This is a genomic window from Variovorax sp. GW458-11-26-14-LB1 (assembly GCF_059423965.1).
This window is the reverse complement of record NZ_JBWKYW010000006.1, coordinates 111,123-137,522: the sequence shown is the minus strand read 5'-3', so window position 1 is coordinate 137,522 and position 26,400 is coordinate 111,123. Positions and strand designations below refer to the sequence as shown.

At 64.8% G+C, this 26,400-nt stretch carries 28 protein-coding genes and 3 pseudogenes; 10 read left to right on the top strand and 21 right to left on the bottom strand.

Annotation, left to right across the window (positions count from 1 at the left end):
* Nucleotides 1–137: 137 nt before the first annotated feature.
* A complete protein-coding gene (locus tag AC07YS_RS06665) occupies nt 138–1,061 on the bottom strand; it encodes a LysR family transcriptional regulator (protein WP_159270757.1) in 924 nt (307 codons plus the stop codon).
* Nucleotides 1,062–1,176: 115 nt separating this feature from the next.
* Here AC07YS_RS06665 and AC07YS_RS06660 point away from each other — a divergent pair, with 115 nt between their 5' ends.
* Nucleotides 1,177–1,962, top strand: a complete 786-nt coding sequence (locus tag AC07YS_RS06660; protein ID WP_492699149.1) for a 3-oxoacyl-ACP reductase family protein — start codon at nt 1,177–1,179, stop codon at nt 1,960–1,962.
* Nucleotides 1,963–1,994: 32 nt separating this feature from the next.
* Nucleotides 1,995–2,594 (top strand): NADPH-dependent F420 reductase, encoded by a 600-nt coding sequence (locus AC07YS_RS06655; protein WP_492699151.1) that lies wholly within the window; start codon nt 1,995–1,997, stop codon nt 2,592–2,594.
* Between the two features lie 64 nt (nt 2,595–2,658).
* Here AC07YS_RS06655 and AC07YS_RS06650 read toward each other — a convergent pair.
* The 3 genes and pseudogenes from AC07YS_RS06650 to AC07YS_RS06640 all read right to left on the bottom strand — a co-directional run.
* Nucleotides 2,659–2,853, bottom strand: a pseudogene (locus tag AC07YS_RS06650) (class I SAM-dependent methyltransferase); the annotation flags it as partial.
* A gap of 1,073 nt (nt 2,854–3,926) precedes the next feature.
* A complete protein-coding gene (locus AC07YS_RS06645; RefSeq protein ID WP_492699153.1) occupies nt 3,927–4,208 on the bottom strand; it encodes an HU family DNA-binding protein in 282 nt (93 codons plus the stop codon).
* Nucleotides 4,209–4,892: 684 nt separating this feature from the next.
* On the bottom strand, nt 4,893–5,381 hold the full coding sequence (locus AC07YS_RS06640) for a hemerythrin domain-containing protein (RefSeq protein WP_139701815.1): 489 nt from the start codon (nt 5,379–5,381) through the stop codon (nt 4,893–4,895).
* Between the two features lie 233 nt (nt 5,382–5,614).
* Between AC07YS_RS06640 and AC07YS_RS06635 the strand changes: the two genes are divergently transcribed.
* On the top strand, nt 5,615–5,833 hold the full coding sequence (locus AC07YS_RS06635; RefSeq protein WP_062472384.1) for a hypothetical protein: 219 nt from the start codon (nt 5,615–5,617) through the stop codon (nt 5,831–5,833).
* Between the two features lie 142 nt (nt 5,834–5,975).
* Here AC07YS_RS06635 and AC07YS_RS06630 read toward each other — a convergent pair whose 3' ends face one another.
* The 7 genes from AC07YS_RS06630 to AC07YS_RS06600 are packed head-to-tail and all read right to left on the bottom strand — an operon-like array spanning nt 5,976 to nt 11,250.
* Nucleotides 5,976–6,413, bottom strand: coding sequence for an ester cyclase (locus AC07YS_RS06630; protein WP_235926634.1), 438 nt, complete (start codon nt 6,411–6,413; stop codon nt 5,976–5,978).
* Between the two features lie 41 nt (nt 6,414–6,454).
* The gene (locus AC07YS_RS06625; protein ID WP_062472379.1) at nt 6,455–7,009 is read right to left on the bottom strand and encodes a VOC family protein; all 555 of its coding nucleotides are present in this window, start codon (nt 7,007–7,009) and stop codon (nt 6,455–6,457) included.
* Between the two features lie 23 nt (nt 7,010–7,032).
* Nucleotides 7,033–7,800 carry an SDR family NAD(P)-dependent oxidoreductase gene (locus AC07YS_RS06620; protein WP_095744403.1) on the bottom strand — a complete coding sequence of 256 codons (768 nt, stop codon included), beginning with the start codon at nt 7,798–7,800 and terminating at the stop codon, nt 7,033–7,035.
* Nucleotides 7,793–8,764: a Bug family tripartite tricarboxylate transporter substrate binding protein gene (locus AC07YS_RS06615; protein WP_095744404.1), complete on the bottom strand. Its 972-nt coding sequence runs from the start codon at nt 8,762–8,764 to the stop codon at nt 7,793–7,795. The genes AC07YS_RS06620 and AC07YS_RS06615 overlap by 8 nt, the downstream gene beginning before the upstream one ends.
* A gap of 37 nt (nt 8,765–8,801) precedes the next feature.
* Nucleotides 8,802–9,584, bottom strand: a complete 783-nt coding sequence (locus AC07YS_RS06610) for an SDR family NAD(P)-dependent oxidoreductase (protein ID WP_070059277.1) — start codon at nt 9,582–9,584, stop codon at nt 8,802–8,804.
* Entirely contained in the window at nt 9,581–10,633 is a 1,053-nt protein-coding gene (locus tag AC07YS_RS06605; protein WP_159277296.1) for a LacI family DNA-binding transcriptional regulator, read from the bottom strand. The genes AC07YS_RS06610 and AC07YS_RS06605 overlap by 4 nt, the downstream gene beginning before the upstream one ends.
* Nucleotides 10,630–11,250, bottom strand: coding sequence for a carboxymuconolactone decarboxylase family protein (locus AC07YS_RS06600; protein WP_062472365.1), 621 nt, complete (start codon nt 11,248–11,250; stop codon nt 10,630–10,632). Before AC07YS_RS06600 ends, AC07YS_RS06605 begins: the two co-directional genes overlap by 4 nt.
* 791 nt (nt 11,251–12,041) lie before the next feature.
* On the opposite strand from AC07YS_RS06600, the gene AC07YS_RS06595 reads away from it, so the two are divergent.
* From AC07YS_RS06595 to AC07YS_RS06585, 3 genes are all read left to right on the top strand, one after another.
* On the top strand, nt 12,042–12,377 hold the full coding sequence (locus tag AC07YS_RS06595; protein WP_095744406.1) for a hypothetical protein: 336 nt from the start codon (nt 12,042–12,044) through the stop codon (nt 12,375–12,377).
* Nucleotides 12,378–12,427: 50 nt separating this feature from the next.
* Complete coding sequence (locus AC07YS_RS06590; protein ID WP_062472360.1) at nt 12,428–12,865, top strand: Hsp20/alpha crystallin family protein; 438 nt, start codon at nt 12,428–12,430, stop codon at nt 12,863–12,865.
* Between the two features lie 63 nt (nt 12,866–12,928).
* On the top strand, nt 12,929–13,291 hold the full coding sequence (locus AC07YS_RS06585) for an Hsp20/alpha crystallin family protein (protein ID WP_235944128.1): 363 nt from the start codon (nt 12,929–12,931) through the stop codon (nt 13,289–13,291).
* Between the two features lie 198 nt (nt 13,292–13,489).
* On the opposite strand, the pseudogene AC07YS_RS06580 reads toward AC07YS_RS06585, so the two are convergent.
* From AC07YS_RS06580 to AC07YS_RS06560, 5 genes and pseudogenes are all read right to left on the bottom strand, one after another.
* Nucleotides 13,490–13,636 (bottom strand): annotated as a pseudogene (locus AC07YS_RS06580) (IS3 family transposase); the annotation flags it as partial.
* Between the two features lie 81 nt (nt 13,637–13,717).
* Complete coding sequence (locus tag AC07YS_RS06575) at nt 13,718–13,990, bottom strand: hypothetical protein (protein ID WP_095744407.1); 273 nt, start codon at nt 13,988–13,990, stop codon at nt 13,718–13,720.
* 10 nt (nt 13,991–14,000) lie between these two features.
* Nucleotides 14,001–14,309: a hypothetical protein gene (locus tag AC07YS_RS06570; RefSeq protein ID WP_492699159.1), complete on the bottom strand. Its 309-nt coding sequence runs from the start codon at nt 14,307–14,309 to the stop codon at nt 14,001–14,003.
* A gap of 227 nt (nt 14,310–14,536) precedes the next feature.
* Nucleotides 14,537–15,340, bottom strand: a complete 804-nt coding sequence (locus tag AC07YS_RS06565; RefSeq protein WP_070059271.1) for an alpha/beta fold hydrolase — start codon at nt 15,338–15,340, stop codon at nt 14,537–14,539.
* 18 nt (nt 15,341–15,358) lie between these two features.
* Complete coding sequence (locus tag AC07YS_RS06560; RefSeq protein WP_487863365.1) at nt 15,359–16,384, bottom strand: Bug family tripartite tricarboxylate transporter substrate binding protein; 1,026 nt, start codon at nt 16,382–16,384, stop codon at nt 15,359–15,361.
* A gap of 62 nt (nt 16,385–16,446) precedes the next feature.
* On the opposite strand from AC07YS_RS06560, the gene AC07YS_RS06555 reads away from it, so the two are divergent.
* On the top strand, nt 16,447–17,382 hold the full coding sequence (locus AC07YS_RS06555; protein WP_492736763.1) for a LysR family transcriptional regulator: 936 nt from the start codon (nt 16,447–16,449) through the stop codon (nt 17,380–17,382).
* A gap of 325 nt (nt 17,383–17,707) precedes the next feature.
* On the opposite strand, the gene AC07YS_RS06550 is transcribed toward AC07YS_RS06555, so the two are convergent.
* Nucleotides 17,708–18,172: a LysR substrate-binding domain-containing protein gene (locus AC07YS_RS06550; protein WP_492736761.1), complete on the bottom strand. Its 465-nt coding sequence runs from the start codon at nt 18,170–18,172 to the stop codon at nt 17,708–17,710.
* A gap of 1,177 nt (nt 18,173–19,349) precedes the next feature.
* Here AC07YS_RS06550 and AC07YS_RS06545 point away from each other — a divergent pair.
* From AC07YS_RS06545 to AC07YS_RS06535, 3 genes and pseudogenes are all read left to right on the top strand, one after another.
* A pseudogene (locus AC07YS_RS06545) lies at nt 19,350–20,261 on the top strand (efflux RND transporter permease subunit); the annotation flags it as partial.
* 40 nt (nt 20,262–20,301) lie between these two features.
* The gene (locus AC07YS_RS06540) at nt 20,302–21,108 is read left to right on the top strand and encodes an oxidoreductase (protein WP_070059262.1); all 807 of its coding nucleotides are present in this window, start codon (nt 20,302–20,304) and stop codon (nt 21,106–21,108) included.
* Between the two features lie 59 nt (nt 21,109–21,167).
* The gene (locus AC07YS_RS06535; RefSeq protein ID WP_070059261.1) at nt 21,168–22,082 is read left to right on the top strand and encodes a LysR family transcriptional regulator; all 915 of its coding nucleotides are present in this window, start codon (nt 21,168–21,170) and stop codon (nt 22,080–22,082) included.
* Between the two features lie 532 nt (nt 22,083–22,614).
* On the opposite strand, the gene AC07YS_RS06530 is transcribed toward AC07YS_RS06535, so the two are convergent.
* The 4 genes from AC07YS_RS06530 to AC07YS_RS06515 form a co-directional block, all read right to left on the bottom strand.
* Nucleotides 22,615–23,616, bottom strand: coding sequence for an NADP-dependent oxidoreductase (locus AC07YS_RS06530; protein ID WP_492736759.1), 1,002 nt, complete (start codon nt 23,614–23,616; stop codon nt 22,615–22,617).
* Nucleotides 23,617–23,724: 108 nt separating this feature from the next.
* Nucleotides 23,725–24,555 (bottom strand): alpha/beta fold hydrolase, encoded by an 831-nt coding sequence (locus AC07YS_RS06525; protein WP_139701798.1) that lies wholly within the window; start codon nt 24,553–24,555, stop codon nt 23,725–23,727.
* Nucleotides 24,556–24,566: 11 nt separating this feature from the next.
* Nucleotides 24,567–25,553 (bottom strand): acrylyl-CoA reductase (NADPH), encoded by a 987-nt coding sequence (gene acuI, locus AC07YS_RS06520; protein ID WP_390344587.1) that lies wholly within the window; start codon nt 25,551–25,553, stop codon nt 24,567–24,569.
* 34 nt (nt 25,554–25,587) lie between these two features.
* Nucleotides 25,588–26,376 (bottom strand): SDR family NAD(P)-dependent oxidoreductase, encoded by a 789-nt coding sequence (locus tag AC07YS_RS06515; RefSeq protein WP_070059257.1) that lies wholly within the window; start codon nt 26,374–26,376, stop codon nt 25,588–25,590.
* Nucleotides 26,377–26,400: the final 24 nt, after the last annotated feature.

The following is a 26,400-nucleotide window of genomic DNA, read 5'->3' as shown; positions in this document are numbered from 1 at the left end:
AAGCTAGCCCTCTTAAATGCCCCGTTATTGGCGGTTGAGTGCTGGCTGGTTCTGGCGAGCAGCTGCGAGTCGATCAGTGCGGGCACCGAATCTGCGATCGTGAGCCAAGGATGCCGCCTCCCCAGCTCACGACGTTTTCAGACTGCCGAGAAGCGCTCCGCCAACCTTTCCCGCTCGAAGGCCTCGACCACGAAGTCGACGAAGGCCCGAGTCTTGGCCGGTAGCAGCCGCCCGCCAGCGAAGTAGAGCGAGATGGGCCCGCCGTCGGCATACCAGCGTGGCAGCACGCGCAGCAGCGCGCCGCTTTCGAGATGTGGCAGCGCATGCGGCATCGCAACCAATGCGACGCCCAGGCCGAGCAGCGCTGCCCGACACAACGCGTCTGGGTCACTGAGCACGATACGCGGTTGCAGCTCGACAGGAGCCTGTGCGCCGGCACTGTCCCGCATCATGCGGTCGCGCAGCCGGCCGCTGTGTACCGAGCGCATCACGATGCCGTCGAGCGTCGCTAGGTCGGCCGGCTCGCGTGGTGCCTTGCGCCCCGCCATGTAGGTTGGCGATGCCACCGCGACAATGTGCGCACGTGCCAATTCACGCGCCACGACGCCGGGCGTGAGTTCGGTACCGCCGCCAATGGCCGCGTCGTAGCCCTCCGCGATCAGGTCCACGTGCCGGTTGTCGAAATGCCAGTCGGGGCGCACGGCCGGGTGGCGCTGCATGAATGCCGGCAGCAGCGGCACCACATAGTCCACGCCGAAGCCTGGCGCCATGCTCACCTTGAGGACGCCGGCCGGCTGCCCGGCCTCGGTCGAGACGCCCGCAATGGCGGTCTGAATGTCCTCCAGTCCGCCCGACACCGACTGCAAGAAGCGCTCGCCCGCCTCGGTGAGGGTGAGGCGTCGTGTGCTGCGCTGAAACAGCCGCACGCCGAGGTTGGCCTCAAGCCTCGCCACGTTGCGGCTCACGGCTGCGGGCGTCAGACCCAGCCGGCGCGCCGCCTCGGAGAAGCTGCCCGACTCGGCGCTGCGAACGAAGGATTCGAGATTGGCGAGTGTTTCCATGGCCTCTTATTTTCAAGCATTGCTTGAAAAAGATTCCAACCATTACCGGCTACCGCGAAATGAGTCCCGGGCCGACCATTGCGCCATGTCCAACCCCTTCCACCAAGGAAACACCATGACCTCCTCGTCTTCTTCTTCCGTCTCTTCTCTTTCCACCGCCACGCTGCCGCTGTCCGGCAAGGTGGCTCTCGTGACCGGCGCCTCGCGCGGCATGGGCGCCGGCATCGCCCGCCGGCTGGCCGCCGACGGTGCAGCGGTCGCCATCACCTATGTCGCCTCACCCGAACCGGCGCAAGCCGTGGTCGCCGCCATCGAAGCCGCGGGCGGCAAGGCGCTCGCCATCGCCGCCGATGCCAGCCGGCCCGACGAAGTGCGTGCTGCGGTGGCGCAGGCCGTCGCTACCTTCGGGCGCCTGGACATCCTCGTGAACAACGCCGCCATCGCTATCGGCAAGCCCGTGCAGGACATCGGCCTTGACGACTTCGACCGCATGGTGGACGTCAACCTCAAGGGCCTGTTCGTTGCCACGCAGGAAGCGCTCAAGCACATGAGCGAGGGCGGCCGGGTGGTGAACATCGGCAGCATCAACAGCCAGTACGTGCCTTACGCCGGCGGGGCTCTCTACGTGATGACCAAGGCCGCCGTGGCCGGTCTGACCAAGGCGCTGGCTCGCGACCTCGGCCCGCGTGGCATCACGGTCAACAACGTGATGCCCGGCCCGACCGATACCGACATGAATCCCGCGACCAGCGACTTCGCGCAGCAGGCGCGCACCTACATCGCGCTGGGCCGCTACGCACACGTGGACGAGATCGCCAACGCGGTGGCCTGGCTCGCCAGCCCCGCAGCGAGCTTCGTGACCGGCGCGAGCATCGCGGTTGACGGCGGCTATTCGGCCTGACCCCCTCGTTCATCCACACAAGGAGCTTCACCATGAAGATCGGATTCATCGGCGCCGGCAGCATCGGCCTCGCGCTCGCCAAGCAGTTCTCCAACGCCGGCCACGACATCGTGCTGTCGAACAGCCGAGGCCCCGAATCGCTCGCCGACCCGGTACGCAGCACCGGCGGCAAGACCCGCGCCGGCACGCGCGCCGAAGCGGCGCAGGCCGACATGCTCGTTCTCTCGGTGCCCTGGCAGCACTTGGGAAGCGCCACTGCTGGTCTGCCCCCACTGGACGGCCGCATCGTGATCGACACCATGAACCCGGTCGAGATGCCAGGCTTTCGCCTCGCCGAACTCGGCGGCCGCACGTCGAGCCAGGTGGTGGCCGACCACGTGCCGGGTGCGCGCGTGGTGAAGATCGCAAACACGCTACCGCCGCCCCTGCTCGCGGCCGATCCGCGCACGAACGGCGGGCGCCGTGTGCTCTTCATGTCGGGCGACGACGCGCAGGCCAAAGCCGAAGTGGTGAGGCTCTTCGAATCGCTGGGCTTTGCGGTGGTGGATTTGGGCGGGCTCGCTACGGGCGGCGCGATGCAGCAGTTCCCGGGCGGACCTCTACCAGCGCTGAACCTTGTCAGGCAAGCGTAGCCGGACGGGAATGATGCCCAGGATCTCCGGGCGCCAAGCGTGCGGCTCAGGCTATGTCGACCGATCAGGCGGGTCCGACTTCAGCCACGCGCAACCGGTAGAGGCCGACGTCGACGAGCCCCGCGCGGAAACCGGCCTCGCAGTAGGAGAGGTAGTAGGTCCACAAGCGCTTGAACGCGGCGTCGAAGCCGAGTGGCTCGGTCTGCGGCCAGGCGGCGAGGAACCGGCGACGCCACTCTGCCAGGGTTCGCGCGTAGTCCTTGCCGAAGCAGCGGGAAGCGGCTCGTCAAGGCGCTCTGCACTTCACGGGCACGGGGGGGGCTTCCTTGGGCCATCAGTTCGTCGGCGCCTGCGAACAACTGTTGGGCGTTCCTAGGCTGAAGTCTGGCCTGGGACTGCTGCTTTGCGCGTGCAGCGTCCGCGCGCTTTCGCCCGTTCTCGGGCTCCGCCGCGAGCGTTGCCTGCTCGGCGGCCTCGCGAGCCGCAGCCTGGCAGTCGGGGGAAGATTGACATCGGTACGAATGCCAGAAAAGCACATGGGGTTTTTGGGACTCGGCAGGTCGGCAAAGCGGGAAAGAAGTCGACCTGGCATCCAGCTCAACATGGCCCTAAGGCGGTCTCTGGTCCGATTGTGAGAGTAGCCTGTTCGTGCTACGGTGAAAACGCTTGTTGCTCGCGCCAATCATCGATCCTGGTACCACGCTTGTACTGAGTACCGCGGGGTTCCACATGGATGGCGAAGCATTCCTATACAGTGGGAGGTCGGGCCTTTGGGTTTACACCATTTGCCGGACCCGCGTTGACGGCGCGTTCTATGCAACTGCGGACATAAGTTTTAGGGGGGAGCAGCAATGCAAGCTTGCATTGAATCTTCCCGATTCGACGGATAGCGCGGGCGTCGAATCGCTCAAGCAGAGATGCCTCGCTTGGATTCAGCAGGCCGAAAGCGCAACGTCCAAGGCTGAGGACGTTTTCTTTGGGCGGTGAAAACCGCTGTCACATGTGCCATCAGTACAAATTGATGTCATTCGTCCGACGCGCGGACGCGGCTCGCTGCCCGGCGCGACGGGCTACGTTTTAGGAGCGTGACCATGTGGAAATGCAGAAACTGCAGTCTCGAGGTCATGCCTCGATCCGCGGAGCCCAAGATCGATGGCGATGGCGTCTTCTTTTTGTGCTCCGGATGCAAGCAACGAAACGACTTGGTCAATGTGGCTGACGATCGTGATGAGTACGAATTGGATCAACCGAGCGTCGATTGAACTGGCCCGCTGCACCGTGTCGAGTTCGATCTGATTTCGGTGCGTGCCCGACCCGGCGTAGAGAGCTCTCTCAGCTCACGGCATTGACTGCGTCCTTCAAGGCCTTGCCTGGAGAAAACTTGGGCGCCTTGCTGGCCTTGATGAGGATTGGTTCGCCAGTCGACGGGTTTCGGCCAGTGCGTTCTGAGCGATTCGACACCGAGAACGTGCCAAAGCCAGTCAACTGAACGGCGTCACCGCGTGCCAGCGCGCGTGAGAGATTTTCGATGACGGAATCGAGTGCTCGAGCAACATCTGCCTTGCTGAGGTCGGTATCTGCAGCGATGGCCGCGACGAGGTCGGTCTTGTTCAAAGTAGGAACTCTTTCAATGGGATGTGAACGGGTGATCGGCGGTGCGAATGCGCGCCGGATTCAGTCTACGGTCCGCGAGGACCAAGTCACGTGATCGAAGTGATTCAAACTTGAAACATCGTGATCAATCTCGCGTGTGCTTGATTCAATAGACGAAGGGCTCGTTGCCATCCGGCAAGGCGTTGCTGAAGCGGCTGCCGAACTCGTGCGATGCGCATTTGGTGGATGCAGAGCGCCCGATACGAAAAAGACAGGTCGAACAGGGTCAACGTACTGAGCAAGACACCGATCGTTCCCTTCGGTCTCGGTCCTTCGAGGCGCCCGGAGCATCAGTGCGGTGGACTATGGCGCGTCCTATCCGGCTCCTTGGAGCTGGCCAGTTGAGAGTCTTGAAGGGCCAGGGCTCGATCGATGGAGCGCCGCGAAAACACTTGCGATTGCCCGCAGTTCATGCAGCGATACATCTGAACCCGGGGTAACAGGCGAAGCCATGCCTGCCCCGGGACATTTTCCAGATGCTTGATGTTGCACGAGCATGCAAAGTACGGAAGCTTCATCGCGATACCGGGTGGGCGCAACATTCCTGCGGAATTGCGAAGTTGCGGCTTGGTGAGGGCCAGCATTGACGGCTGCGTCTTTGCGAAGGGGCGGCGGAACGCTTCCAGGAAGGGGCCTAGGGGCAGTCTAGGCCGTGAGGGCCATGTCCGCCATCAATTCTTCTTTGCGAGTGGTGAGTTGCTCGCGCATGGCAACCAGGTCGAGTCCCCGCGCGGCACGCGCTTTGGGGAACATCTCGTTGCGCTCTTCCTTGACGTGGTGGTCGATGTACTCGCCCAGGACCTTCACCTTCGCATCGAACATCTCATCGACTTCGGTCGAATCCTGGATCTGCGCAATTAAGTCTTTGGCGCTCGCATGTTCAACCTCGGCTTCGTCGAGCAGTTCAGTTTCCTTGATGGCTTCGCGCACTGCTGGATAGAGGATCTCTTCTTCGAGTTGCGTGTGAACGGTCAACTCCATGCAGATCTGCAGTGCAAGATCTCGCTTCTTCTCCGAGGCGCTGGCAGCTTTTGAGCTGGCAAGCTCCTCGTAGGCGGCGAACATCTTCTTGACGTTCTTGTGATCGGTGTCGAGTAGCGAGCATGCATCGGGTTCATGGCGCTTGGCTGTCATCGGGGTCTCCTGGTCGGTGGGTCCCCAACATCTCAGGGGTGGGTGCTTGTGGGCGTAGGACGGCGTCGCTGCGGGAAGCCGTCAATGTGCTGAGGCTCTCCGGTGCGTGAACTGTGGGCTCAGCCCCAGGAGCGGGAGAAGTCCGTTCTGCTCATGGAAGAGAGAAGGGCCTTGCGGGGATTGAGGGAGGTCCTTTGACCTAAACTGAGCCGCTTCGAGAAAGGGAGCGCTTCATGCCGATGGATTTCCTCAAGAAGGTCGAACACGAAACGTTGCCGCTGACCGTGACCGACCCCATGGACATCCGCAACGTCGCGGTGCTGGTTGCCGCGGGGCTTGTCGAGGCGATCCTTCCAGAAGAGGCTGAAGCCCATGACCTGCCAGCGGTTGTTCTGCGAATCACGCCTCATGGCCGGGGCGAGCTTGAGCGGATGCGCGACAGGCCGCTGTGAGAGCCTGCGCAGCGCAGGAGAAACATCACTCGGTGTTGAGTGCAAGCCGCCAAGACGATAGCGCACAGCCAGTGAGCAGGAGGTTGGGTAGCTTCCCGCCTCCTCTCGACGCGCGCAGCCGAGGCGAAGCGCGAGAGGGTCGTCAGATCAACCCGAGCGCGCGCAGCTTCGCATCGGGTGCGGAGTAGGGCCGCTCGCACACGATCTTGTCGGAGCCTGGTGCGAACTCGAAACTTGCCGCCAGGCGGATCCGGAATTTCCGGCCTGTGGCATCGAACACCTTGTCGTTGGCATGCAGCGGCCCGAGGTGCGTTCCGCTGAGCCAGAACTCGACCAGTACCGTGTCCTGGTCGGCGGCGATGGCGATGATCTCGTTGGCCAGGTCGGGAAAGGGCGTGCGCGAGCTGCGGAAATAGCCGCGCACTTCTTCCTCGCCGTCGAACACCACGCCGCTGCCGTGCATCTCGTAGCGGGGATGCTCGAAGGTGTCGATCACCGCATCCCACTCCTGCGTGCACTCGAGCGCCATGTGATCGCGTACCGTCTTGATGCGTGCCGCTTGAAGGGTTGTGGTCTGCACGGAATCTCCTGCTGGTTGGTGAACGGGGTGGTCGGGAGCCGTCATGGCACCGGGGCGATGGCGTTCGCGCCCATGCGGCGGATCGGGTCCTTGCCGTCCCATCCTTCGGCCGCGTGCCGGATGTCGCGGAAGTACTCGCCCTTGCCGCCGGCCATCTCGGAGATCTCGAACATGCCGCTGGGCAGGTCGGGATGCACGAAGTAGGCGAAGCGCCCGCGCATGCCCATGCGGCCACTGTGGCCCTCGACGTAACCCGTCGAGCGCAGGTGTCGCACGGCGTCGTCGAAGCCATCGTCGCTCCAGTAGGCCAGGTGCTGGGCGCCCTCGCCGCCGCGGCGCAGCGAATCGAGGTAGAGCGAGGGGGCGTCGTCGCGCTGCTGGATCAGCTCGATCTGCAGGTTGCCGGAGTTGGCCAGCGCGATGGACAGCCGAGGCAGGCGCGACGGCTTGCCGTAGTAGTTGAACTCGGTCGTGCCGACCTCTTCCTTGTAGAACCATGGGCCCACGCCCAGCGTGCGCGACCAGTGGGCCATCGCCTTCTCGATGTCGTGAACGACATAGCCGACCTGGCGGGCGCCGCCGAACAGCATGCTCATTGAATGGACTCCTTGGGGCGTGGTCAGCGCATGTACGCGCCGCCGTTGACGTCGAGCGTTGCGCCGGTCACGAAGGACGACAGGTCGCTTGCCAGGTACAGGCACGCGCCCGCGATGTCTTCGGGCTGGCCGACACGGCTCAGTGGAAAGGTCTTGCCCAGCGCGTGCTTGTTGTCGTCGGAGTTCGCGCCGCGCGAGAAGTCCGTCATGATCAAGCCCGGCGTGATGGCGTTGGCGCGAATGCCTTGGGGGCCCAGTTCCTTGGCCATGGCGCGCATGAGGCCCAGCACGCCGGCCTTGGCGGCGCAGTAGTGGCTGCCGCCGAACACGCCACCGCCTTGCTGCGCGGACATCGACGAGATGCAGATGATCGAGCCGCTGCGTTGTTCGATCATGGTGGGGATCACGCACTGCGACATTTGGAGGGTGCCGCGAAGGGTAATGCCCACGACCTGCTCGAAGTCCTCGGCGCTCACGTCCAGCACACCGCGTTTTTGTGTGATGGCAGCGTTGTTCACCAGCACGTCGATGCGGCCCGCCCATTGCAGCACGCGCGCCACGGCCGCCTTGCAGGCGCCGGCATCGCGCACATCGCAGCCGATGCCGATGTGCTCGGCGCCGAGGGATTCGGCAGCGACCTGTGCCTGCCCTTCGTCGAGGTCGAGCAGCGCCACCCGGGCACCGTGGCGGGCGAACAGCCGTGCGGTCGCCAGGCCGATACCGCGCGCACGGGACGCACCGGTGATCAAGGCCACGCGGCCCTGCAGCAGGGGAAGGGCCGCGTCACTCATTGCTGATGTTCGCGGCCTTGGCGATCTGCCGCCAGCCCTCGATGTCTGCGGCGGTCATGGCGCGCAGTTCGTCGCCACCGACGAACGCGGCGGTGATGCCCAGGTCCAGAAGACGCGCCTTCACGTCCGGCATCTCGACGACCTGCTTCAGCGCGGCGGAGAGCTTGGCGACGATCGGCTTGGGGGTGCCCGCGGGTGCGTACAGCGCCCAGCGCAGCGCGCCCATGCGCTTGCCCGCGAAATCGATGCCTTCGTCGTCGTAGCTCGAGACGTCGGGCAGACTGGGCGAGCGCGAGGTGCAGGCGGTGATCGCCTTGACCTTGCCGGACTTGACCATCGGCGAGCCCGATGCCATGTCCACGTAGGCCAGCTTGACGTGGCCGCCCAGCATGTCGGTCTGGATCTGCACCACCGATTTGTAGGGGATGTGGCTCATCTGTGCCTGCGTGCGCAGATTGAAGAGCTCCCCGCAAAAGTGACCGGTCGAGGCGATGCCCCAGCTCGCGTATTGCACGCTGCCGGGCGACTTCCTGGCCAGCGCAATGAGCTCCTTGGCGTTGTTTGCCGGGAAGTCGTTGGTCGCGATAAGCAGGATAGAGGCGGTGCCGACCTGCCCGATGGGTGCGAAGTCCTTGACCGAGTCGTACGAGAGCTTGGGATTGCTCGCGGGCAGCAGCACGTGCGTGGTCGCGCCGCCCAGTCCGATCGTGTAGCCGTCGGCCGGCGCCTTGGCGACGAAGTCGGTGGCAATGGCACCGCTGGCGCCCGGCTTGTTGTCCATCACGAACACGCCCTTGACCAGGGGCGCCATCTTGTCGGCCAGGAGCCGGCCGAGCGCGTCGCCGCCACTGCCTGCGGCCGAGATCAGGACGAAGCGGATCGGCCGCGACGGATAGTCCGAGGGCGCCTGGGCATGGGCGGCGAATGCGAGGCCCGCGAGCGCGGCAATCCACAGTTTGCGCATGGTGTTGTCTCCTTGTCGTTGATGCTCGAATACCCGTCTACAGGGACAGTCCGCCGTCGACCACAAGCTCCAGGCCCGTCACGTAGCTCGATTCGTCGGAGGCGAGGAACAGCGCCGCGTTGGCCACGTCCCAGGCCGAGCCCTGGCGGCCCATGGGGCAGCGCGCGTTGCGTGCCTGTCGGCCGGCCTGCGCCTCTTGTTCGCTCTTGAAAAGGGCCGCGGCATGCGGCGTGTCGATCAGGCCCGGCACGATCACGTTGCAGCGCACCTGGTGCTGCGCGTACTGGCGCGCCACGACGCGCGTCATGTGGTTCAGTGCCGCCTTGGAGGTGCTGTACGACAGGAACTGCATCGGGCTCCACTTGCGGCTCGCGATGGAGGAGACGTTGATGATGGCGCCGCCGCCTTGTCGGATCATGTGAGGCACCACGGCGCGCGCCGTGAGCATGGGGCCCTTGAGGTTGATGGCGTGCACGCGGTCCCAGGACTCCTCCGTCACTTCGATCAGCTCGCCGAATTCCTCGATGCCGACGTTGTGGTGCAGCACGTCGATGCGGCCGAAGCGTGCCAGGCAGTGGTTCACCATCCGCTCGATCTGCTCGCTGCTGCGCACATCGGCCTCGAAGGCCTCGGCGATGCCGCCGATGTCATGAATGCGACGCACCGACGTCGCCGCAGCTTCGGGCGACCGGTCGACGCAGATCACCGTCGCGCCTTCGCGGGCGAAGGTGACGGCGCAGGCGGCGCCGTTGCTGATGTCGGTGCCGATGGAGCCGGCGCCGACCACGATGGCCACCTTGTCCTTGAGACGCTGCGTCATGAGGCCGCTCTCGTTTTCTTGCGGACGGCAGCGGGTGCCTTGGCGACCGGACCGCAGGATTCGCGCAGCACCATCTGGGTGGTGAGCAGGATGCGCTCCTGCTCAAGGGGGGCTGTGCTGTCCAGCCGCCGCAGCAGCAGCTCGGCCACGGCGGTGCCGACCGCTTCCAGGTCCCAGGTCAGCGAGGTGATGGCGGGACTGAAAAGCTGCGACAGGTCGGTGTCGCCGATGCTGACGACACTGACGTCATCGGGCGCCAAACGGCCCGAGTGACGCAGTGCCTGCAGCACGCCCGACAGGATGCGGGTGCCCAGGCACAGGAAGGCCGTGGGCGCCGTGGGGGAGCCCAGCAGCGAGAGGGCCTCGCTGAAGGCGAAGTCCATCGCCGACTTCTCGGCGCGGATCAGCTTGGGGTCGGGCTGCAGACCACGCTCCAGATAGGCGTCCCTGTAGCCCATGATGCGCTCGCGACCCGGACGCAACACGCTGCCGGGCGTCAGCAGTGCGATGCGCGTATGACCGAGGTTCAGCAGGTAGCGCGTGGCCTGAAGCGCGCCGTGGTAGTGGTCAACGTGCACGCCCGCGTTGTTGCCCTGGAAGTCGCGATCGAGCGCGATCACCGGGCCGTGCGCCGCCAGCTGGTCGAGGTAGGCCGGGGTCTCGGCCTGGCAGGGACCGAGGATGAGCCCGTCCACGCGCCGGCGCCGGAACAGGTCGATCAGGGTTTTCTCGCGCTGGTCGTCGTTGTGGGTGCTGGCCACCAGCAGCGCATAGCCCGCCGTCAGCAGGCGCGATTCGACCGCCGTGATGATCCGCGCGTACAAGGGGTTGGCCAGATCCGACACCAGTAACCCGACCACGCCTGTCGAGCGGGTGCGCATGCTCTGCGCCACCGAATCCGGCGTGTAGCCGAGCTCGCGCGCCGCCTTGGTGACCGCTGCGATGGCCTGCTCGCTAACGCGCCCGCTGCGGTTCAGGGCCCGCGAGGCCGTTCCAATCGCAACGCCGGCGGCCTTGGCCACTTCGCGGATGGTGATCTTGGCCTTCATGCCGGCACTTTCGCCTGTGCAAGCGGGGCAGGGAAACGCTCGGCACCGGGCTCGAGCGGCACGGCCGCGCTGTTCAGGAACAGCGCGGCCATGTGATAGAAGCTCGACGCGAAGATCAGCTCGATCACCTGCTCCTGCGGCCAGCCCGCGCCAAGGGACTGCCAGGTCTGATCGGACACCGTGCAGTGGTGGTGCAGCTCATCCACCATGCGCACGATCAGGCGTTCCCTGTCGCTCCACAGGCCTGGCGACAGCGCATGCCAGTCGGCACTGCCGGTGAGCTCGCGCACCTGCGCGGCATCCAGGCCGCACCTGTCCGCGTAGATGCTGATGTGCATGCCCCATTCGTACTCGGACCGCGTGAGCGCGCCGGTGCGGATGATCGCGATCTCGCGGTCCCGTTCGGGCAGCGCGCACTGGAACAGCACCACATGTGCCATGGCCTGGAAGGCCGGGCCGAGCTTGCTGTGATTCGCGAGCGCCAGTCGAAGGTTCAGGGGTGACAGGCCCTTGAAGGCGGTGCTCTGCACGGCTGCTGCCACCTCGGGTTCGTAGGGGGGCGGCCGCAGTGGCAAGCGTGTGGAGGGTGCGAGAAAGGGCGATGCAGAACCGGTCATGACTGCAGTTTGCGGTGGGTGTGGAAACGTTTCTACAGTGATAACCCTGAATTCCCAAAACGAAGGAAATTACGAAGAAGAAAGAAGTGTCGAACGAATGAAAACGGTTCCACATCTTTCCACCACCTTAGGATCGACTTCAGCCGGATGGCCTTCGTCCCGGAAGCAGACGTGGTCCGGCGATGGGAATCCCTGCGACGCCGCGTGACGTCAAGGGCCGGCTCAAGCTGTTTGCAGATGGCCGTTGCGCGCTCGGCCAGCATCGGATGAGCTGCGCTGGACGCGACGCATGTCAGTCTCCGGCCAGCAACCGCTTTCGTTTTCCGGGTTGGGCCGAAGCTCTTGATGTCCGCACACCTGGCGCAGCCTGCTGCAGGCAGAGGGTGCCCGTCGAAAAACGGCTGACGCAGCGACCGCGGCCCCTGGAAAGTGCTTGACCCTCTCGCAACGGCACGGTCTAGGATGCCTTCAACTTGAGAGGGATGTTGCCCGAATACGCCCTGCAGAATCGACGCGCCCAGGCGCGTTAGCGCGTCGGTCCGGCCATTGCGCTGGCGTTCAAGAATCAGAAGTTGTCTGACATGCCTGCGTCGGCGCGGCGCGGTAGATTTTTGTCTCCGTGGCACCACCGCGGACTTGCTGTAAACCTCAGCCCGGTCGCGTGCGGCCGGGCTTTTTTTCGTGTCGGCCTGCGTCTCGCGCGGGTGTCGAAAACCGCCTCTTGAAAATCGATTCGGAGGCTCCTATGTTCGCTTGCGTCGGAAATTGGTCAACCGAAAAGGAGGTATTCAATGGCCATGAACTTGCTCAAGCAAATTGCCGGCTCTCGCTTGCCTGTCTCGTTCTATCGCACCGCGGACATCGATCAGGTGCGGGTGCTTCGGGCCGCCGGGCTCGTCGTTGCCCTGATCCCCGCGCCCTCGAACTCGCTCGCTCTGTCTGGCTCCCCTTCGGCCGCCCAGGTGCTGGCCATCACGCAGAAGGGGCGCGAGGAGTTGGCGAAATTCTCGTACCCGCAGTCGCGCACCGCGCGCTGGCGACAGCGACCCTCCAGGATCTTTGCACGGCACCGCGCGGACAGCGATGGCGCTGCGCGGCCGACGGGCACGCACGGCCTGCCCCAGTGAGGGGCGGCTCGATTCTGTTCAGGTTCAATTGATTTGACAGGAGGTTTCCCATGTACCGATCTTTCTTCCCGCGCGACATGCTGGCCGAGATGGATCGCCTGCAACGGGACATGCAGCAGGCGTTCGATCTGTCACCCACCATTCGCGGTTACGGCAGCAACGGATTTCCCGCGTTGAACGTGGGCGCCACGCCGCAGGCGCTGGAGATCTTCGCGTTCGCCCCCGGCGTCGACCCGGCCACGCTGGAGATCAACCTCGAGCGCGGCCTAATGACCATCGCGGGTGAGCGCAAGAGCCTGCTTCCCGATGCACAGGCCAAGGCGGCCGTGCACATCAACGAGCGCTTCGAGGGGCCGTTTCGCCGCGTCCTCACGCTGCCGGACGATGCCGATCCAGAGGCCGTCGAGGCCCGGCTGCGCGACGGCGTACTGCGCATCACGGTCCGCCGCCGGGCCTCGGCACAGCCGCGGCGCATCGCTGTCCTGTGAAACAAGGAGATGAACATCATGAGCAATGACGTACAGACCGCATCGCCCAGCGCGCCGGAACCCATGGATCGTGGGCAGGCGCCACGCTATCAGGGCGCGGCCCTCACACCGCCTGTCGACGTGGTGGAAGACGCCGGGGGCATCACGCTCTACGCCGATCTGCCCGGCGTGTCGCGCGACAAGCTGAATCTTCATGTCGAAGCGGAAACTTTGACCATCGAGGCGGAGTTGGGCCTGAGCGTGCCGGATGACCTGAAGATCAGCCACACCGAAGTCGGCCTGGGCCGGTTTCGCCGCGTCTTCACGCTCAGCAAGGAGCTGGACACCGAGAAGGTGTCCGCCGAGCTGGCGCAGGGCGTGTTGAAACTGCGTATCCCCAAGGCCGAGCATGCCAAGCCGCGGCGAATCAATGTCGAGGTCGGATGAGTCGTAAGGCGAGGGCGCCCGCGGGCGCCCTCAAGAGAGCGTCAACCCGCGTGGGCGGCAAATGTGCAGCGCTTGCGCTCGCCGGCCGCCCGCGAAGGAGCGTCAGTCCAGACGGACGCCGTTCAGCTCCATCGTGATTGCTGACCGCCCCCGACCCGACAGCGGGCATGGTGGCGCGAGCCTGCTCGCTGACCCGGTTACCTTTCTGGCCGTGCGCTTAGTCTTCAGTGAACTGAAGAAGCTCTCCATGGCCGAGCTGCCCCAGACCTCGCCCGCACGGCTCATACTGCAGGAAATACTTGGTTCCTTGAGCAGCTCCTGGAAGTGCTCGCTGGTAACAGCGGACGGTCGGCGCCGACCGCCAATCAAAGGAATCCAGTTGTTCAATTAAGCAGCGCTGCGCGCCGGCCGTAGCTCACCCGCGCATCACCCCGGACTCGGCCGTGCATCGCCGGGCGCGGCAGCGCTCCGCGCGGACCCCGTGATCGCCCACACGTCGACCTTGGATTTTGCGAGGCGTCTCAGCCGGTCGCGGACTTCCTTGGTACGGCGGCCCTGGGTGCCGACGGCGAGCCGGGCCTTGAACTCGTCGTCGGCGAACAAGTCCGCGTGGCCGAAGATCTGGTCGCCGGCGCGGTCGACCTGGATCGCGATATTGAAGCCCCGGTAGGGGATGCGGCTGGACGTCTTCGAACGCATGGCGGCCTCCCTACATCAGGCGGGTGCGGATTGCGTGGGGCAGCTTCGCGCGCCACCGCGACGCGGCACCGCGCCACGGGCCCTGTGCGGCCACGGGGTAGTGGATGCGTTCGAGTTCGGCGCGGCCTTTTTCGGTGATGGCGAGCACCTGGGCGGCGTCGGGGCTGCCCGAGAGGGTGGGGGGATCCGACGGCGCGGGCGTCAGCGCGATCACGAGGCCGGCGGCCCGCAGCAGCTTGATCTGGTCGATCTCCGCCCGGGTCCGGAAGGTCGCCGGCAAGGGGGAACCGGCAAGTTGTTTGAGCATGTCCATGGCCATGGCTTTGTCCTCCATTTCTCTACGACCAACTTGGAACGGGAGAAAAATAGGACGTCTCAGCAGCGTCTTCAAGGGGCGGTTGCGGAGCGCAAGGCAACAGAATGTATCGGAGCTTTCGAGCACAGGCGAGAGAAGAGCTCCGAGCTGCTCGCCAGCGTGGGCCGGGTCGTGAGCGCGCTTTTGCATGGAGGCAAGCTCCGAGATTCAGAAGTCGCTGCACAGCAGACCTAGGAGTCGGCGCGTCGTCTCAAGAAGTCGAACACCGTCTGATTGAACTCCAGCGGCTTCTCGAAGTACGCAGAATGCGCGGCCTCCTCGACGACAACGACCTCGCTTCCTGGCAGGCGCTGGCCGAGTTCGCGCATGACCGCCGGCGGAACAATCGGGTCTTCGGCGCCAACGAGAAACATCGTCGGGCAAGCCAGCTGGTCGATCTCAGCGACGGCAAGCAGGTTCTCGGGCTGGTTCAGACGCAGTACGGCCTCGCGCCAGGCTTCGGGCTCAATACTGTGAGCGCTCGGGTTGAAGTGGTTGATCTGCGCGTAAAGCGCTGCAAGCGCGGGCTGCGCCTTCAAGAACCAGGCGCCCAGCGAGCGCTGCTCGATGCTTACCGCGGAAACTGTCTTAAAGCGCCGCTCGATGCTGTCGACCAGCGTCGGGTGGTCGATGGCCAGCGACGTGTCGCAAGCGACGAACGCGGCGACGCGCTCGGGATGGCGCAGCGCGAGCCGCAGCCCGATCATCCCGCCAAGCGATTGGCCGACGACCGTCGCACGCTCGATGCCTTCGCGCGCCAGTACCGCCAAGGCATCGCCGACAAAGAGCTCCAGCGAGAACTCCTCCGGCGGCGCCACCGAACGACCGAAGCAGCGGATGTCCATCGTGAGACAGGTGTACTGCGGCGTGAAGGCCGGCAATTGCTGCCACCAGGTGGCGGCGTTCGATCCGGCTCCGTGCAGGAACAGGATCGCCGGGCCGGCGCCGTGGCGCTCGTAGTAGATGTCGCGTTTGTTCGATGTGACAAAAGGCATGAGGGATGGGCTTGAGTTTCAGTTGGCCTTGAGTTGCAGGCTGCGTGTGAGTGCACCCCAGCGCTCGGTATCGCTCTTGACGACGCGCGTGAACTCGTCGGGCGTCATCGTCATCGGCGTGATGCCTTCGGCGTCGAGCTTCTTTTGCAGCTCCGGCCTCGTCATCGCTTCGCGCACCGCTTCGTTGACCTTGCGCACGACTTCGGGCCGCGTCTTCCTCGGTGCCGACAGGCCGACCCAGGAGATCACCGTCAGCTGCTTGTAGCCCAGCTCCTCGAAAGTCGGAACTTGAGGGAGCTCGGGGCTGCGCTTCGGGCTGGACACCGCCAGCACCCTGAGCTTGCCGCTCTGGATGTACTGCATCGACCCGCTCGGCGGAATCACGGTGACAGCGACCTGGCCTCCCAGCACATCCATCAGCGCCGGCGCGCCGCCCTTGTAGGGGATGTGCACGAACGAGGTTTGTGTCGCCTTCTGCAGCAGTTCCATCAACAGATGGCCGGTGCTGCCGGCGCCCGAGCTCGCGTAGTTGATCGCGCCCGGCTCGCGTCTGGCGCGGGCGATCAGATCGGCGAAGGACTCGATGCCGGACTGGCTGTTGACCACCAGCCATTGCGCGCCGCCGCCGATCATTGCGACGTGGGTGAAGTCATTGACGATGTTGAAGGGCACGTTGTCGTACATGCCTTGGGCGATCGTGTTCACCATGCCCGTCATCGTGAGCGTGTAGCCGTCGGATGGGGCCGCGGCGCCCGCCTGGGCGCCGATGATGTTGCCGGCACCAGGCTTGTTGTCGATCACCACCGGTTGCTTGAGCAACGACGCCAGCTCCTGCGAAAGCGGTCGCATGGTGCGGTCGTAGGCGCCGCCGGGCGGGGTCGGCACGATCACCCGGATCGGCTTGGATGGCCAGACCTCGTCCTGCGCATGGGCCGAAAAGGCGCCGAGCAGGCAACAGACAACCGCGAGCAGCGGCCATTTTTTTTTCACGTTTTGTCTCCTGTCGCGTGGCTTGCTGCCCGCCGTTTGTGGAGTTGCCATCATTCCTGAGCAAGCCATCGGCGACAAATTAAAAATGACGCTCTTCCATTAGACTTTCCGATATCTTGAGCCATGACGCGTCCGTCCTCTTCAACCGCCTGCTCGCGCGCGGCAAGTTTCGGCATGTGCAGATCCTCTTGAAAGTGGCAGAGCTGGGCAGCCTCCAGCGGGCGGCGGACTCGATCGGCATGACGCAGTCGTCGGTGACCCAGGGCCTCGCGTACCTGGAACGGCTGCTGGAAGTTCAGCTCTTCGAGCGGCATGCGCGCGGCGCGCGACCCACGCAGGCGTGCGAAGACCTCTTGCCCGTTGCGCGTCGCATGCTGATCGGCGTCGCCGACGGCGCCGAGGTCGTCACCGCGCGACGGCAACGCATCGGCGGCGCCATCCGCCTCGTCGCCTCGGTCGGCGCGATGAACGGGCTCCTGCTCAACGTGCTGCCTCGCTTCGCGCAACGGCATCCGGATGTCACCGTTCACCTCTCGGAAGCCGAAGGGGACGATCAACTGCTGGCCATCGCACGTGGCGAGGCAGATCTCGTGGCATGCCGACGGCCTCCCGTGATCCCGGAAGGCTGGCAGTTCATGCCGGTGCGCGAAGATCGTTTCGCGGTCTTGGCGCGCGCAGACCATCCGCTGGCGCGCAAGCGTTCCCTGGGCTGGCCGCAACTCGCCGACGAGACCTGGCTACTCGTCCCCACGGGTTCGGCCGCCCGTGAGCGATTCGACGAATTGACCGCGAATCTGCCTCACCCGATCCGCACCTATCCGGTCGTCACTCGTTCAACGGCCATGTTGTGGTGGCTCTCGCAGCAAGAAAACCTACTGTCGTTCCTGCCGCTTAGCTTCGTGCGGCCTCTCCTCGATGCCGGTTTGCTGCGCGAGTTGAAGCTACGGCCGCTTTACATGCTCGAGCCACTCGGCTTGATGTTCCCGATCGCAGGACCGTTCGGGGCGTGGCGGCAACTGGTCGACTTTATTAACCCTGAAGTACCGCATTGACAGAGTTTGCGGTGGGCTCGCGGCGCTGCTGTCGATCTGCACCATGGCGCGTGGGCCCAGCCTCGGGTGCCTTGCAGGCAGCGTCCCCTCAGTGCGCGATATCGTGACGTCCTTGGTGTAGCCCGGCAATGAACAGAGGGGATTTGCTTGCAAGCCATGCTGCCTTCGACTGAACCCATGAGTAACTGCTCCGTCTCGCGTCGCTGCCGCGCGCCCCGATGTCCAAGGTTGGCGGCCGTGTCGATCGCGGAAGGGATGATGCCTTCGAGAAGGCCCGGGGGAGCATCAGCACCTTCGACGTTTGCGCCATCCACAACGATGCCGTTCACCCGCTGAGCATCCGCGTCGCGCCCTTGACCAGGGCGTTGTGCAACTCCTGCGTCACGCGCGACGCAGTCACTACCACCAGCGGCACCATGATCCGCTCCCGCAGCGGCCTGGGCTGTACGCCCGCGTAGCGATGCAACGCAAAGGGCGCAGGCAGGCAGGTGCAGCCACGGCCGGCGCCGATCTGGGCGAAGACATGCAACGGATCGGGTGCTGGCGCCTCGGCCTTCGGCCGAAAGCCATGCGCCGTGTACTCGCGCGTGAACTCGTCGTACATGCGTGTGTTCACGCTGCGACTGAAGCGGAAGAATGGCGGCAGGGACTGCAGGTCCCGCACTGCAATGCGCCGCTGGCGCGCGAGATCCGACGTCGCAGGAACGAAGGCCATGAGGGGGACCTCATCGACCAGGTTGCTACGCAGGCGGTACATCGAAGCCGGCCAGAGCACGATGGCGGCGTCCACGCTGATCGACCCCGCCCTGGAGGCACAACCCGATTTCCAGGCCGATCTCGCCGCCTTCCGGCTGACCTACTTCACGGCCTACAACGGCCTCGCCACCGTGGACAGCAAGGGCGAGGAGATCATGCTCAAGGACACGCGCTACGGCATCACCGCTGCCTTCGTCGACACCTATTGGGAGTTCGCGCAGGACAGCGTCGTCGTCATCAACGCCTGCAACAGCGCCAACAGCGCCGACAACGACCGGGTGATCGACTTTCTCGTCGCCTGCCACCGTAAGAACGCGGGCCTCTACCTGGGCTGGACGGAGATCTGCTCGCCGCCGGCCGCCTTTGACATACCGAAGTACTGTGTTGACCGGATGCTGGGCGCCAACCTCTTCAAGCCGCACACGCCGAAGCAACGCGCCTTCACGGGCGAAGAAGTGATCGCCCATATGCAGCGCAAGAATCTCAACCACGACACCGGCAACGGCACCAAGACCGGCGCCTACTTCATCGCCAAGCCCAATCCGCGCAGCGCGGTGAGTCACATCCTCTCGCCGGCGATTCACCATGTCGAGGTCGATGAACTGAACGACCAGCTCAACCTCATCGGCGCTTTCGGTCGCAGGCAGGGCAAGGTCTTCGTCGACGGATCGCAGCGCCAGGTGGTGCGCTGGGAGCATGAGCTCGTCGTCTGCGACCTGCCGCGCGTGGGCGCGGGCTCGCGCGGACCGGTGTGGGTGGAGCTGGGTGCGGATCGCAGCAACCGGCGCACCGTCAGCCAGTGGAACATCCGCATCGACACGCACTGGTTCAAGCAAAACTACCCGGGCCTCGCCGTCGACGGGCCGATACGCACGCGCTGGCGAGCCGACGTAGGGCCGGTGCGCGACACCTGTGGCGAGGAGGTGAAGCGGCCCGTGCGCTATGCGATCGGCACCTATGACTCCACCATGGAGCTGGCGGCAGGCGGCGCCTTCCACGTGCCGCCGGACTGCACGATCACCTGGAGCGGACAAGCCAGCTTCGCCTCGCAGGTGAAGCTGATGCGGGAGCCCGGCGCCGGCGACCGTGTGATCTTCACCTACCTGCGGATCGACCCCGAGTCGAAGCTTGGCGCCATGGGCCTGGCGATGGGCGCGAGCACCGGGCCGTTCGTGGAGCACGGTTGCCGCTCCACCGATACCTTCGCTTCGGCGCTGGGCCTAAGCTCCAATGCCGTGGCGCAACAACTGCAGTTCCTCTTGAGCGGCGTACCTGTGACGACCGTGCGCGAAGACATCCGCACCGTGCAGGTCGTCGCCCGTTCGGCGGGCGACACGCGTCTCGACCCGGCCCGCATCGCGGACTTCACGCTCGCCGGTGCCGGCGGCCAACGCATTCCGCTGTCGCAGGTCGGCCAGGTCGAGATGCGCATGGAAGAGCCGGTCATGCGGCGACGCGACCGCATGCCCACCATCACGGTGCAGGGCGACATCGCCGACGGAACGCAGCCGCCGGACGTGTCGAACGCGATCACCAAGCAGCTGCAGCCGATCATCGACAAGCTGCCCGCGGGCTACCGCGTCGTCCAGGCCGGCTCCATCGAGGAATCGGAGAAGGCGACCGCGGCGATGTTGCCGCTGTTCCCGATCATGCTGGCGGTCACGCTTCTGATCATCATTCTCCAGGTGCGCTCGATGTCGGCGATGGTCATGGTGTTCCTTACCAGCCCGTTGGGACTGATCGGTGTGGTGCCAACTCTGCTCATCTTCCAGCAGGCATTTGGCATCAATGCGCTGGTTGGGCTCATCGCGCTGTCGGGGATTCTGATGCGCAACACGCTGATTCTGCTGGGGCAGATCCACCACAACGAGCAGGAGGGGATGGACCCTTTCCACGCGGTGGTCGAGGCTACGGTGCAGCGAGCGCGGCCCGTGATCCTGACGGCGTTGGCGGCGATCCTCGCGTTCATTCCGCTGACGCATTCGGTGTTCTGGGGCGCATTGGCGTACACGCTGATCGGCGGCACTTTCGCGGGGACGATCCTGACGCTGGTGTTCCTGCCGGCGATGTATTCGATCTGGTTCAGGATCAAACCAGGCAACGCGACCCAGCCCGCGCACTGATGCGCTTCATCATCATTCATCAAGATCGAAGGAACCAGTCATGTCGAGTTCATCAGTCGTCGTAGTGACTGGCGCGTCCTCGGGCATCGGACGTGCCGCCGCGGAAATGTTCGTGGCGCGAGGCTGCCGGGTTTTCGGCACCGTTCGCGAGTTGCGCAAGGCACCCGCGCTGCCTGGTGTGGAGTTCATCGAAATGGACGTCCGCGACGAAGGCTCTGTCCAGAGGGGCATCGAATCCGTCATCGACCGGGCCATGCGCATCGACGTGCTGGTCAACAACGCGGGAATGATGATGATCGGCGCGGTCGAGGAAACCGCGACAGCCGAGGCTGCAGTGCTGTTCGATACCAACGTTTTCGGCATGCTCCGCACGACGCGCGCGGTGCTCCCGTACATGCGTGAAAAACGCCGCGGGCGAATCGTCAACGTGAGTTCCGTGCTCGGTGTGCTTCCGGCTCCGTACATGGGACTCTATGCGGCCACCAAGCACGCAGTGGAAGGGCTGTCGGAGTCGCTGGACCATGAAGTGCGCCAGTTCGGCATTCGTGCCACGCTGGTGCAGCCGGCCTTCACCCGGACCAACCTCGATGCCAATGCGCCCCGTGTCAAGGCGCGGATCGCGGGCTATGACCGCGAACGCGAACTGGTGACGCTCTCCGTGGCCGAGAGCGTGAGCAGTGCGCCCGAGCCGCACGGCGTGGCGAGCACCATCGTCGAGGCGGCGCTGGGCCCGTGGCGAATGCGTTGCACGCCGCCGGGGGAGGCGTCTCTGTTGACGAAATTGCGCCGCTTCATGCCGGCGGGACCGGTGGATGCGAGCCTGAGGAAAAAACTCGGGCTCGTCTGAGCACCTGTCCGAGATGCTTGTACCCAGCGTCGCCCTGACCAACAAGAAGGAGAACATTTGTGGACAGCCTGGATCTCCTGCGCACATTCAGCGAGGTCGCCACTTCGGGGAGCTTCTCCCGCACGGCCAAGCATCTTTCGCTGTCCAAGGGCACCGTCAGCAAATACATCGCGGCACTCGAGAGCCGGTTCGGTGTCAGATTGCTGAACCGGACCAGCCATGCCGTCAGCCTGACGGACGCTGGCGCCTTGCTGCTCGAAAGAAGCAGGCCCATGCTCGAACTGGCCGACGTCACGCAAGCCGAGCTCCAGGACCGCGCGCGGATCCCCAGCGGGCGCGTGCGCATCTCGGCGCCTTACGGCATGGAACTGACCGAATTGCCGGCATTGATCAACGCCTTTCTTGGCCACTATCCGGAGGTCAGCATCAGTCTCGTGCTCACAAACCGCATGGTCGATCTTGCGGAGGAAGGCGTCGACATCGCGCTTCGCTTCGGCGCGTCAGCCAATGAGAACCTGATCGTTCGAAAACTGGTATCGATGGAGCTCACTGTCTGCGCGGCTCCCGTTTACTGGCGTAAGCATGGTGTGCCAGCTCATCCGGGCGAACTTGCGCATCACATCGCGCTGTTCAGCAGCCATCTGAATCCGCTGCCCAAGTGGCGCTTCGAAGTCGACGGTCAGCCACTCGAGGTCCCGGTCCGTGGACCGTTGGATGCGACGGAAGCCAGTCCGCTCATCCAGGCGGCGCTGCTTGGCGCAGGCGTCGTCTACTTGCCCTCGGTGATGCTCGCGCCTTACGTCGAGAGCGGGCGATTGGTGCCCGTGCTGTCGGAGTTCGTGCGCAGCGACATGTGGCTGTCCGCTGTGTACCTGGAGCGCAGGCACAGCACGGCGGTGCATCGGGCACTGCTGGATTTTCTCGTGAGCCGGTTGAAGCCTACAGGTTCGCGGATGAGGATCGACGCGCAGTGAGCTGGCAACGTGCGAAGGATGCGCGCCTCCCTGCGGGTTGTCACTGAAGCGAGCAGGATCGCGCAACCAGCTTGCTGCGGCGTGACCAGGCGCCCTGATGTCGTCCGCTGGGACGGCCACGTCGTAGTCCAAGTCCTTCGGGATCTCGAAGGTTTCGAACTCCGCGTTTCTGCGGGAGGCCTTTGATGTGGATTCCCACGCTCATTGGCCCCACTTTTCCATCGAACGCTGACCCGCTTCTGCGCACCGATGCGCAGAACCACAGGCGTGCGCGTTGGAATACAGGCGGTTCAAGCGTCAGCGAAAATGTGGGTCCACGCGTCGATGGCCGCACCGATGCCGCTAGATGCGCCGGTCACCAGCGCGCGCTTGCCGATGCGGGCGGTTGTGTATGAACTCAAGGTCGATCCCCTGGTCATGCAGAGCGGGTACAGAACGCCAAGGCCACCGGAGGCTTGCGCGTCGGCCGTGCGATGGCCTGAGTCGGCGGGGCAAGGGCCTGATCAAAGACGCTAGCGCAGGCAGGCGGCAGCTACACCACTTGCACCACGACCTTGCCCTTGGCGCGCCCACTGTCGACGTAGGCCAACGCTTTGTGGGTGTCCTGAAATGGGAACACTTTGTCGACGATCGGGCGGATGGCGCCTGACTCGATGAGGGCGGTGATCTCTCGCAACTGCGCCCCATCGGCCCGCATGAAGACGAAGGTGTAGTGGCCCCCGTTCTTCTTTGCCTTGTTCCTGATGCCGAAACTCAACAGGCGCAGCACTTGCCTGAGCGGCCAGACCAGTCCTCGCGCGATGGCGAACGCCGGGGTGGGCGGCCCCGAGATGGAGATGAGATGCCCGCCCGGCTTGAGAACCTGGAGGGATTTGTTCAGCTCGCCGTTGCCGAGGCTGTTCAACACCACGTCGTAGTCGCGGAGCACCGTGGCGAAATCCTGCTGCTTGTAATCGATGACGACGTCCGCGCCCAAGGCCTTCACCCAGGCGACGTTGGCCGTGCTGGTGGTCGTGGCCACGAATGCCCCGAGATGCTTGGCAAGCTGGATGGCGATGGTGCCGACGCCGCCGGAGCCGGCATGGATCAGGACCTTCTGCCCCTTTTTCAGCTTGGCGGTTTCGACCAGCACCTGCCAGGCGGTCAGGGCCACCAGAGGAACGGATGCGGCCTCGACCATGCTGAGATTCTTGGGCTTCAGCGCCAGCGACGATTCCTTGACGGCGATGAACTCAGCGAAGGTGCCGATGCGATCGTCGTCGGGGCGCGCATAGACCTCGTCGCCCGGTTTGAAGCTGCGAACGCGAGCGCCGACCCGCTCAACCGTACCGGCCAGGTCGTTGCCCAGGATCAGGGGGAAGTGGTAGGGAAGAATCAATTTGAATTCGCCGCTCTTGATCTTCGAGTCCAGGGCATTGATGCTCGCCGCGTGGATCTGGATTAGGACGTCATCGTCCCGCACCTCGGGCTCGGGCGTTTCGCCGATGCGGCCAACTTCATTCTTTCCGTAACGATCGATGATGAACGCTTTCATGGGCGACTTTTTTCCAGAGTGTTTGATTGAATGCGCTTCGGGCAGCCCCGCCCCACAGGGGGCGGTCGGGAAAGTCGGCCTGAAGCCGGTTGCAAAAGATGCCGTCGTTCAGTCATTGAGAAAGGCCAGCGCCTTGGGCACGAATTCGCCGTGATACTGGAAAATCCCGCCATGCCCAGCGTCTTTGTAGATGACCAGTTGTGAGCCTGGGATGCGACGCGCCATGTCGTGACTGTTCACGGTGGGAACCATGATGTCGTTGTCGCCATTGGCGATCAACACAGGGATGCGGATGCCGCCCAGATCCTGGGGCGCCTGCTGGCCCCAGGCCTTGATGGCCTTCAGCTGTCGCAGGAAGGCAGGGGGCATCGGTTCCTTGTCCCGATCCGCCTTGCGCTCCTTCAGTCGCTCCAGGAAGGCTTTCGCGGCTTGACGACCGTTGGCCGTGGAGGTGAAGAACAGAAAGGTCTTCGGATCCCGCAGCGTCAGCAGGCCTTTGACTATCAGCGGCCAGGAGACCGCTCCGACCCGTTCGATGCCTGTGCCGCCTGCCGGCCCTGTGCCGGTCAGGATGAGTCGGCGCACCAGGCCGGGGGCTTTCAGCACGATGTCCTGCGCCACGAATCCTCCGAGGGAGAAGCCAAGCAGATCAATCTTCTCGAAGCCCAGTGCGTGGACCAGCGCGATCGCATCCCGCGCCATCGCATCGATGGTCACAGGCGCTGTTCCGCCTGAAGCGCCGATCCCTCGGTAGTCGATGGCGATGATGCGATGCCTGCGGGCAAGTCCATCGACGATCCGCGGGTCGAAATTGTCGAGGACCGCGCCCCAGTGGTTGAGCAGGACCAGAGGCACGCCATCGCGCGGCCCCAGGTCGCGGTACGCGAATGCAGTCCCGTCGACATCGATCGAGAGGTTGGGAGCGTCGATGAAGGGCATGCGCGATCCGGTCAGGCGTTCACATCCACGATGGTGCGCCCCTGGACCTTCCCTGCGAGTACCTGGCTGGCAACGTCAGGAACCTCTGCCAATCCGATCACCTTGGTGGTCCGTGCCAGCTTGTCCAGGTCCAGGTCGCTGGCCAGACGCGACCACGCCTGCAGCCGCGCAGGCTGCGGCGCATTGACCGAGTCGATACCGGCGAGGGTGACGTTGCGCAGGATGAAGGGCAGGACGGATGCCGGCAGGTCCGCGCCCTGTGCGAGCCCGAAGGCCGCGACCACGCCGCGATACCGGGTCTGCGCCAGGACGTTTGCCAAGGTATGGCTGCCGACCGAATCGATGGCCCCGGCCCATCGCTCCTTGGCGATCGGTGCGCCCGCTTCGGACAGGGTGTGACGGTCGATGATGTCCGCCGCGCCCAGCGCACGCAGGTAATCGGATTCCTCGAGACGCCCGGTCGACGCGATCACGCGATAGCCCAGGCTCGACAGCAGCGCGATCGCCACGGAGCCGGCGCCGCCATTGGCGCCCGTCACCAGGATGTCGCCGTGCTCGGGCGTCAGGCCACCATGCTCGAGCGCGAGCACCGACAGCATGGCGGTGTACCCGGCGGTGCCGACGGCCATGGCATCCCGGGTCGAAAACACCTCGGGAACCTTGACCAGCCAATCACCGCTCACCCGCGCCTTTTGCGCAAAGCCGCCGTGGTGCGTCTGGCTCAGTCCCCAGCCGTTGGCCAGCACACGGTCGCCGGCTGCGATGCCGGGATAAGTCGACGACTCGACGACACCGGCAAAGTCGATGCCCGGAATCAGCGGAAACTGGCGAATGACCGGTGACCGGCCACTGAGCGCCATCGCGTCCTTGTAGTTCACCGTCGAGTACTCGACCGCGACGGTGACGTCGCCCGGCATCAGGTCCTCTTCCTTGAAGTCGACCAGGCTGCTTGAAATGGTGTCGCCGGTCTTGCTGGCGAGCAGTGCCTTGAATGTCATGTGCTGTTCCTTCCGTTCTGGCGTTCTTGCCGTTTCAGGCGGCGGTTCGATAGCGCTCCGCCACGTGCGCCTGCCGAATGTCCGCGACCAGGGCCTGACGTGCCGTGTTCAGCACTTCCCAGCGCGCGGCATCGTGCAACGGCGGGATGGTCACGAGTTCACGGCGGTCGAATCCGGTCAGCGCGGCATCCACCAGCTCTTCTACTCCCATCAGGTCGGGCATCGCACGGGTATCGATGCCCGCGCGCTCCCAGATCTCGGTGCGGGTGCCGGCCGGCAACACCGCCTGCACGTAGACGCCCTTGGGCGCGAGCTCCAGGCTCAACCCCTGGGACAGGAACAGCACGAAGGCCTTGGTCGCGCCGTAGACCGACATGCCGAACTCGGGCGCCAAGCCGACCACCGAGCCGATGTTGACGATCGCGCCTTTGCCGGCCTGCACCAGGCGCGGGGCGATGGCGCTCGCCAGCCTCACGAGTGCGGTGGTGTTGAGGCTGACCAAGCGGGCGACATCGTCTGTCGACTGGTCGATGAACGGGCCGGACAGTGCGGCCCCGGCGTTGTTGATCAGGGTCTCGATCCTGGCGTCCTCGCGCAGTCGCGTCTCGACGGCGGCCAGGTCGCCGGGTTGGGTCAGATCGGCCGCAAGGATATCGACGGCAGCGCCGGTTTCCTCACGCAGGCGCGCCGCGAGCGTTTCCAGCCGCGCCTTGTCGCGCGCCACCAGCACGAGGTCGTGGCCGCGGCGTGCGAAGCGGTCGGCATAGATGGCGCCAATGCCGGTCGAGGCGCCCGTGATGAGAACAGTGGAATGAGAGGTCATGTGTTTTGCTCGTGATCGAAAGGG

Excerpts from the sequence above, each read along its gene's own strand:
- acuI (WP_390344587.1), bottom strand. The coding sequence starts at position 25,553 with ATGACATTCAAGGCACTGCTCGCCAGCAAGACCGGCGACACCATTTCA.
- AC07YS_RS06655 (WP_492699151.1), top strand. The coding sequence starts at position 1,995 with ATGAAGATCGGATTCATCGGCGCCGGCAGCATCGGCCTCGCGCTCGCC.
- AC07YS_RS06610 (WP_070059277.1), bottom strand. The coding sequence starts at position 9,584 with ATGACGCAGCGTCTCAAGGACAAGGTGGCCATCGTGGTCGGCGCCGGC.
- AC07YS_RS06565 (WP_070059271.1), bottom strand. The coding sequence starts at position 15,340 with ATGCCTTTTGTCACATCGAACAAACGCGACATCTACTACGAGCGCCAC.
- AC07YS_RS06560 (WP_487863365.1), bottom strand. The coding sequence starts at position 16,384 with ATGATGGCAACTCCACAAACGGCGGGCAGCAAGCCACGCGACAGGAGA.
- AC07YS_RS06595 (WP_095744406.1), top strand. The coding sequence starts at position 12,042 with ATGGCCATGAACTTGCTCAAGCAAATTGCCGGCTCTCGCTTGCCTGTC.
- AC07YS_RS06615 (WP_095744404.1), bottom strand. The coding sequence starts at position 8,764 with ATGCGCAAACTGTGGATTGCCGCGCTCGCGGGCCTCGCATTCGCCGCC.
- AC07YS_RS06605 (WP_159277296.1), bottom strand. The coding sequence starts at position 10,633 with ATGAAGGCCAAGATCACCATCCGCGAAGTGGCCAAGGCCGCCGGCGTT.
- AC07YS_RS06660 (WP_492699149.1), top strand. The coding sequence starts at position 1,177 with ATGACCTCCTCGTCTTCTTCTTCCGTCTCTTCTCTTTCCACCGCCACG.
- AC07YS_RS06640 (WP_139701815.1), bottom strand. The coding sequence starts at position 5,381 with ATGACAGCCAAGCGCCATGAACCCGATGCATGCTCGCTACTCGACACC.
- AC07YS_RS06515 (WP_070059257.1), bottom strand. The coding sequence starts at position 26,376 with ATGACCTCTCATTCCACTGTTCTCATCACGGGCGCCTCGACCGGCATT.
- AC07YS_RS06590 (WP_062472360.1), top strand. The coding sequence starts at position 12,428 with ATGTACCGATCTTTCTTCCCGCGCGACATGCTGGCCGAGATGGATCGC.
- AC07YS_RS06585 (WP_235944128.1), top strand. The coding sequence starts at position 12,929 with ATGGATCGTGGGCAGGCGCCACGCTATCAGGGCGCGGCCCTCACACCG.
- AC07YS_RS06570 (WP_492699159.1), bottom strand. The coding sequence starts at position 14,309 with ATGGCCATGGACATGCTCAAACAACTTGCCGGTTCCCCCTTGCCGGCG.
- AC07YS_RS06600 (WP_062472365.1), bottom strand. The coding sequence starts at position 11,250 with ATGACCGGTTCTGCATCGCCCTTTCTCGCACCCTCCACACGCTTGCCA.
- AC07YS_RS06575 (WP_095744407.1), bottom strand. The coding sequence starts at position 13,990 with ATGCGTTCGAAGACGTCCAGCCGCATCCCCTACCGGGGCTTCAATATC.
- AC07YS_RS06665 (WP_159270757.1), bottom strand. The coding sequence starts at position 1,061 with ATGGAAACACTCGCCAATCTCGAATCCTTCGTTCGCAGCGCCGAGTCG.
- AC07YS_RS06530 (WP_492736759.1), bottom strand. The coding sequence starts at position 23,616 with ATGAAAGCGTTCATCATCGATCGTTACGGAAAGAATGAAGTTGGCCGC.
- AC07YS_RS06525 (WP_139701798.1), bottom strand. The coding sequence starts at position 24,555 with ATGCCCTTCATCGACGCTCCCAACCTCTCGATCGATGTCGACGGGACT.
- AC07YS_RS06625 (WP_062472379.1), bottom strand. The coding sequence starts at position 7,009 with ATGAGCATGCTGTTCGGCGGCGCCCGCCAGGTCGGCTATGTCGTTCAC.
- AC07YS_RS06635 (WP_062472384.1), top strand. The coding sequence starts at position 5,615 with ATGCCGATGGATTTCCTCAAGAAGGTCGAACACGAAACGTTGCCGCTG.
- AC07YS_RS06540 (WP_070059262.1), top strand. The coding sequence starts at position 20,302 with ATGTCGAGTTCATCAGTCGTCGTAGTGACTGGCGCGTCCTCGGGCATC.
- AC07YS_RS06620 (WP_095744403.1), bottom strand. The coding sequence starts at position 7,800 with ATGAGTGACGCGGCCCTTCCCCTGCTGCAGGGCCGCGTGGCCTTGATC.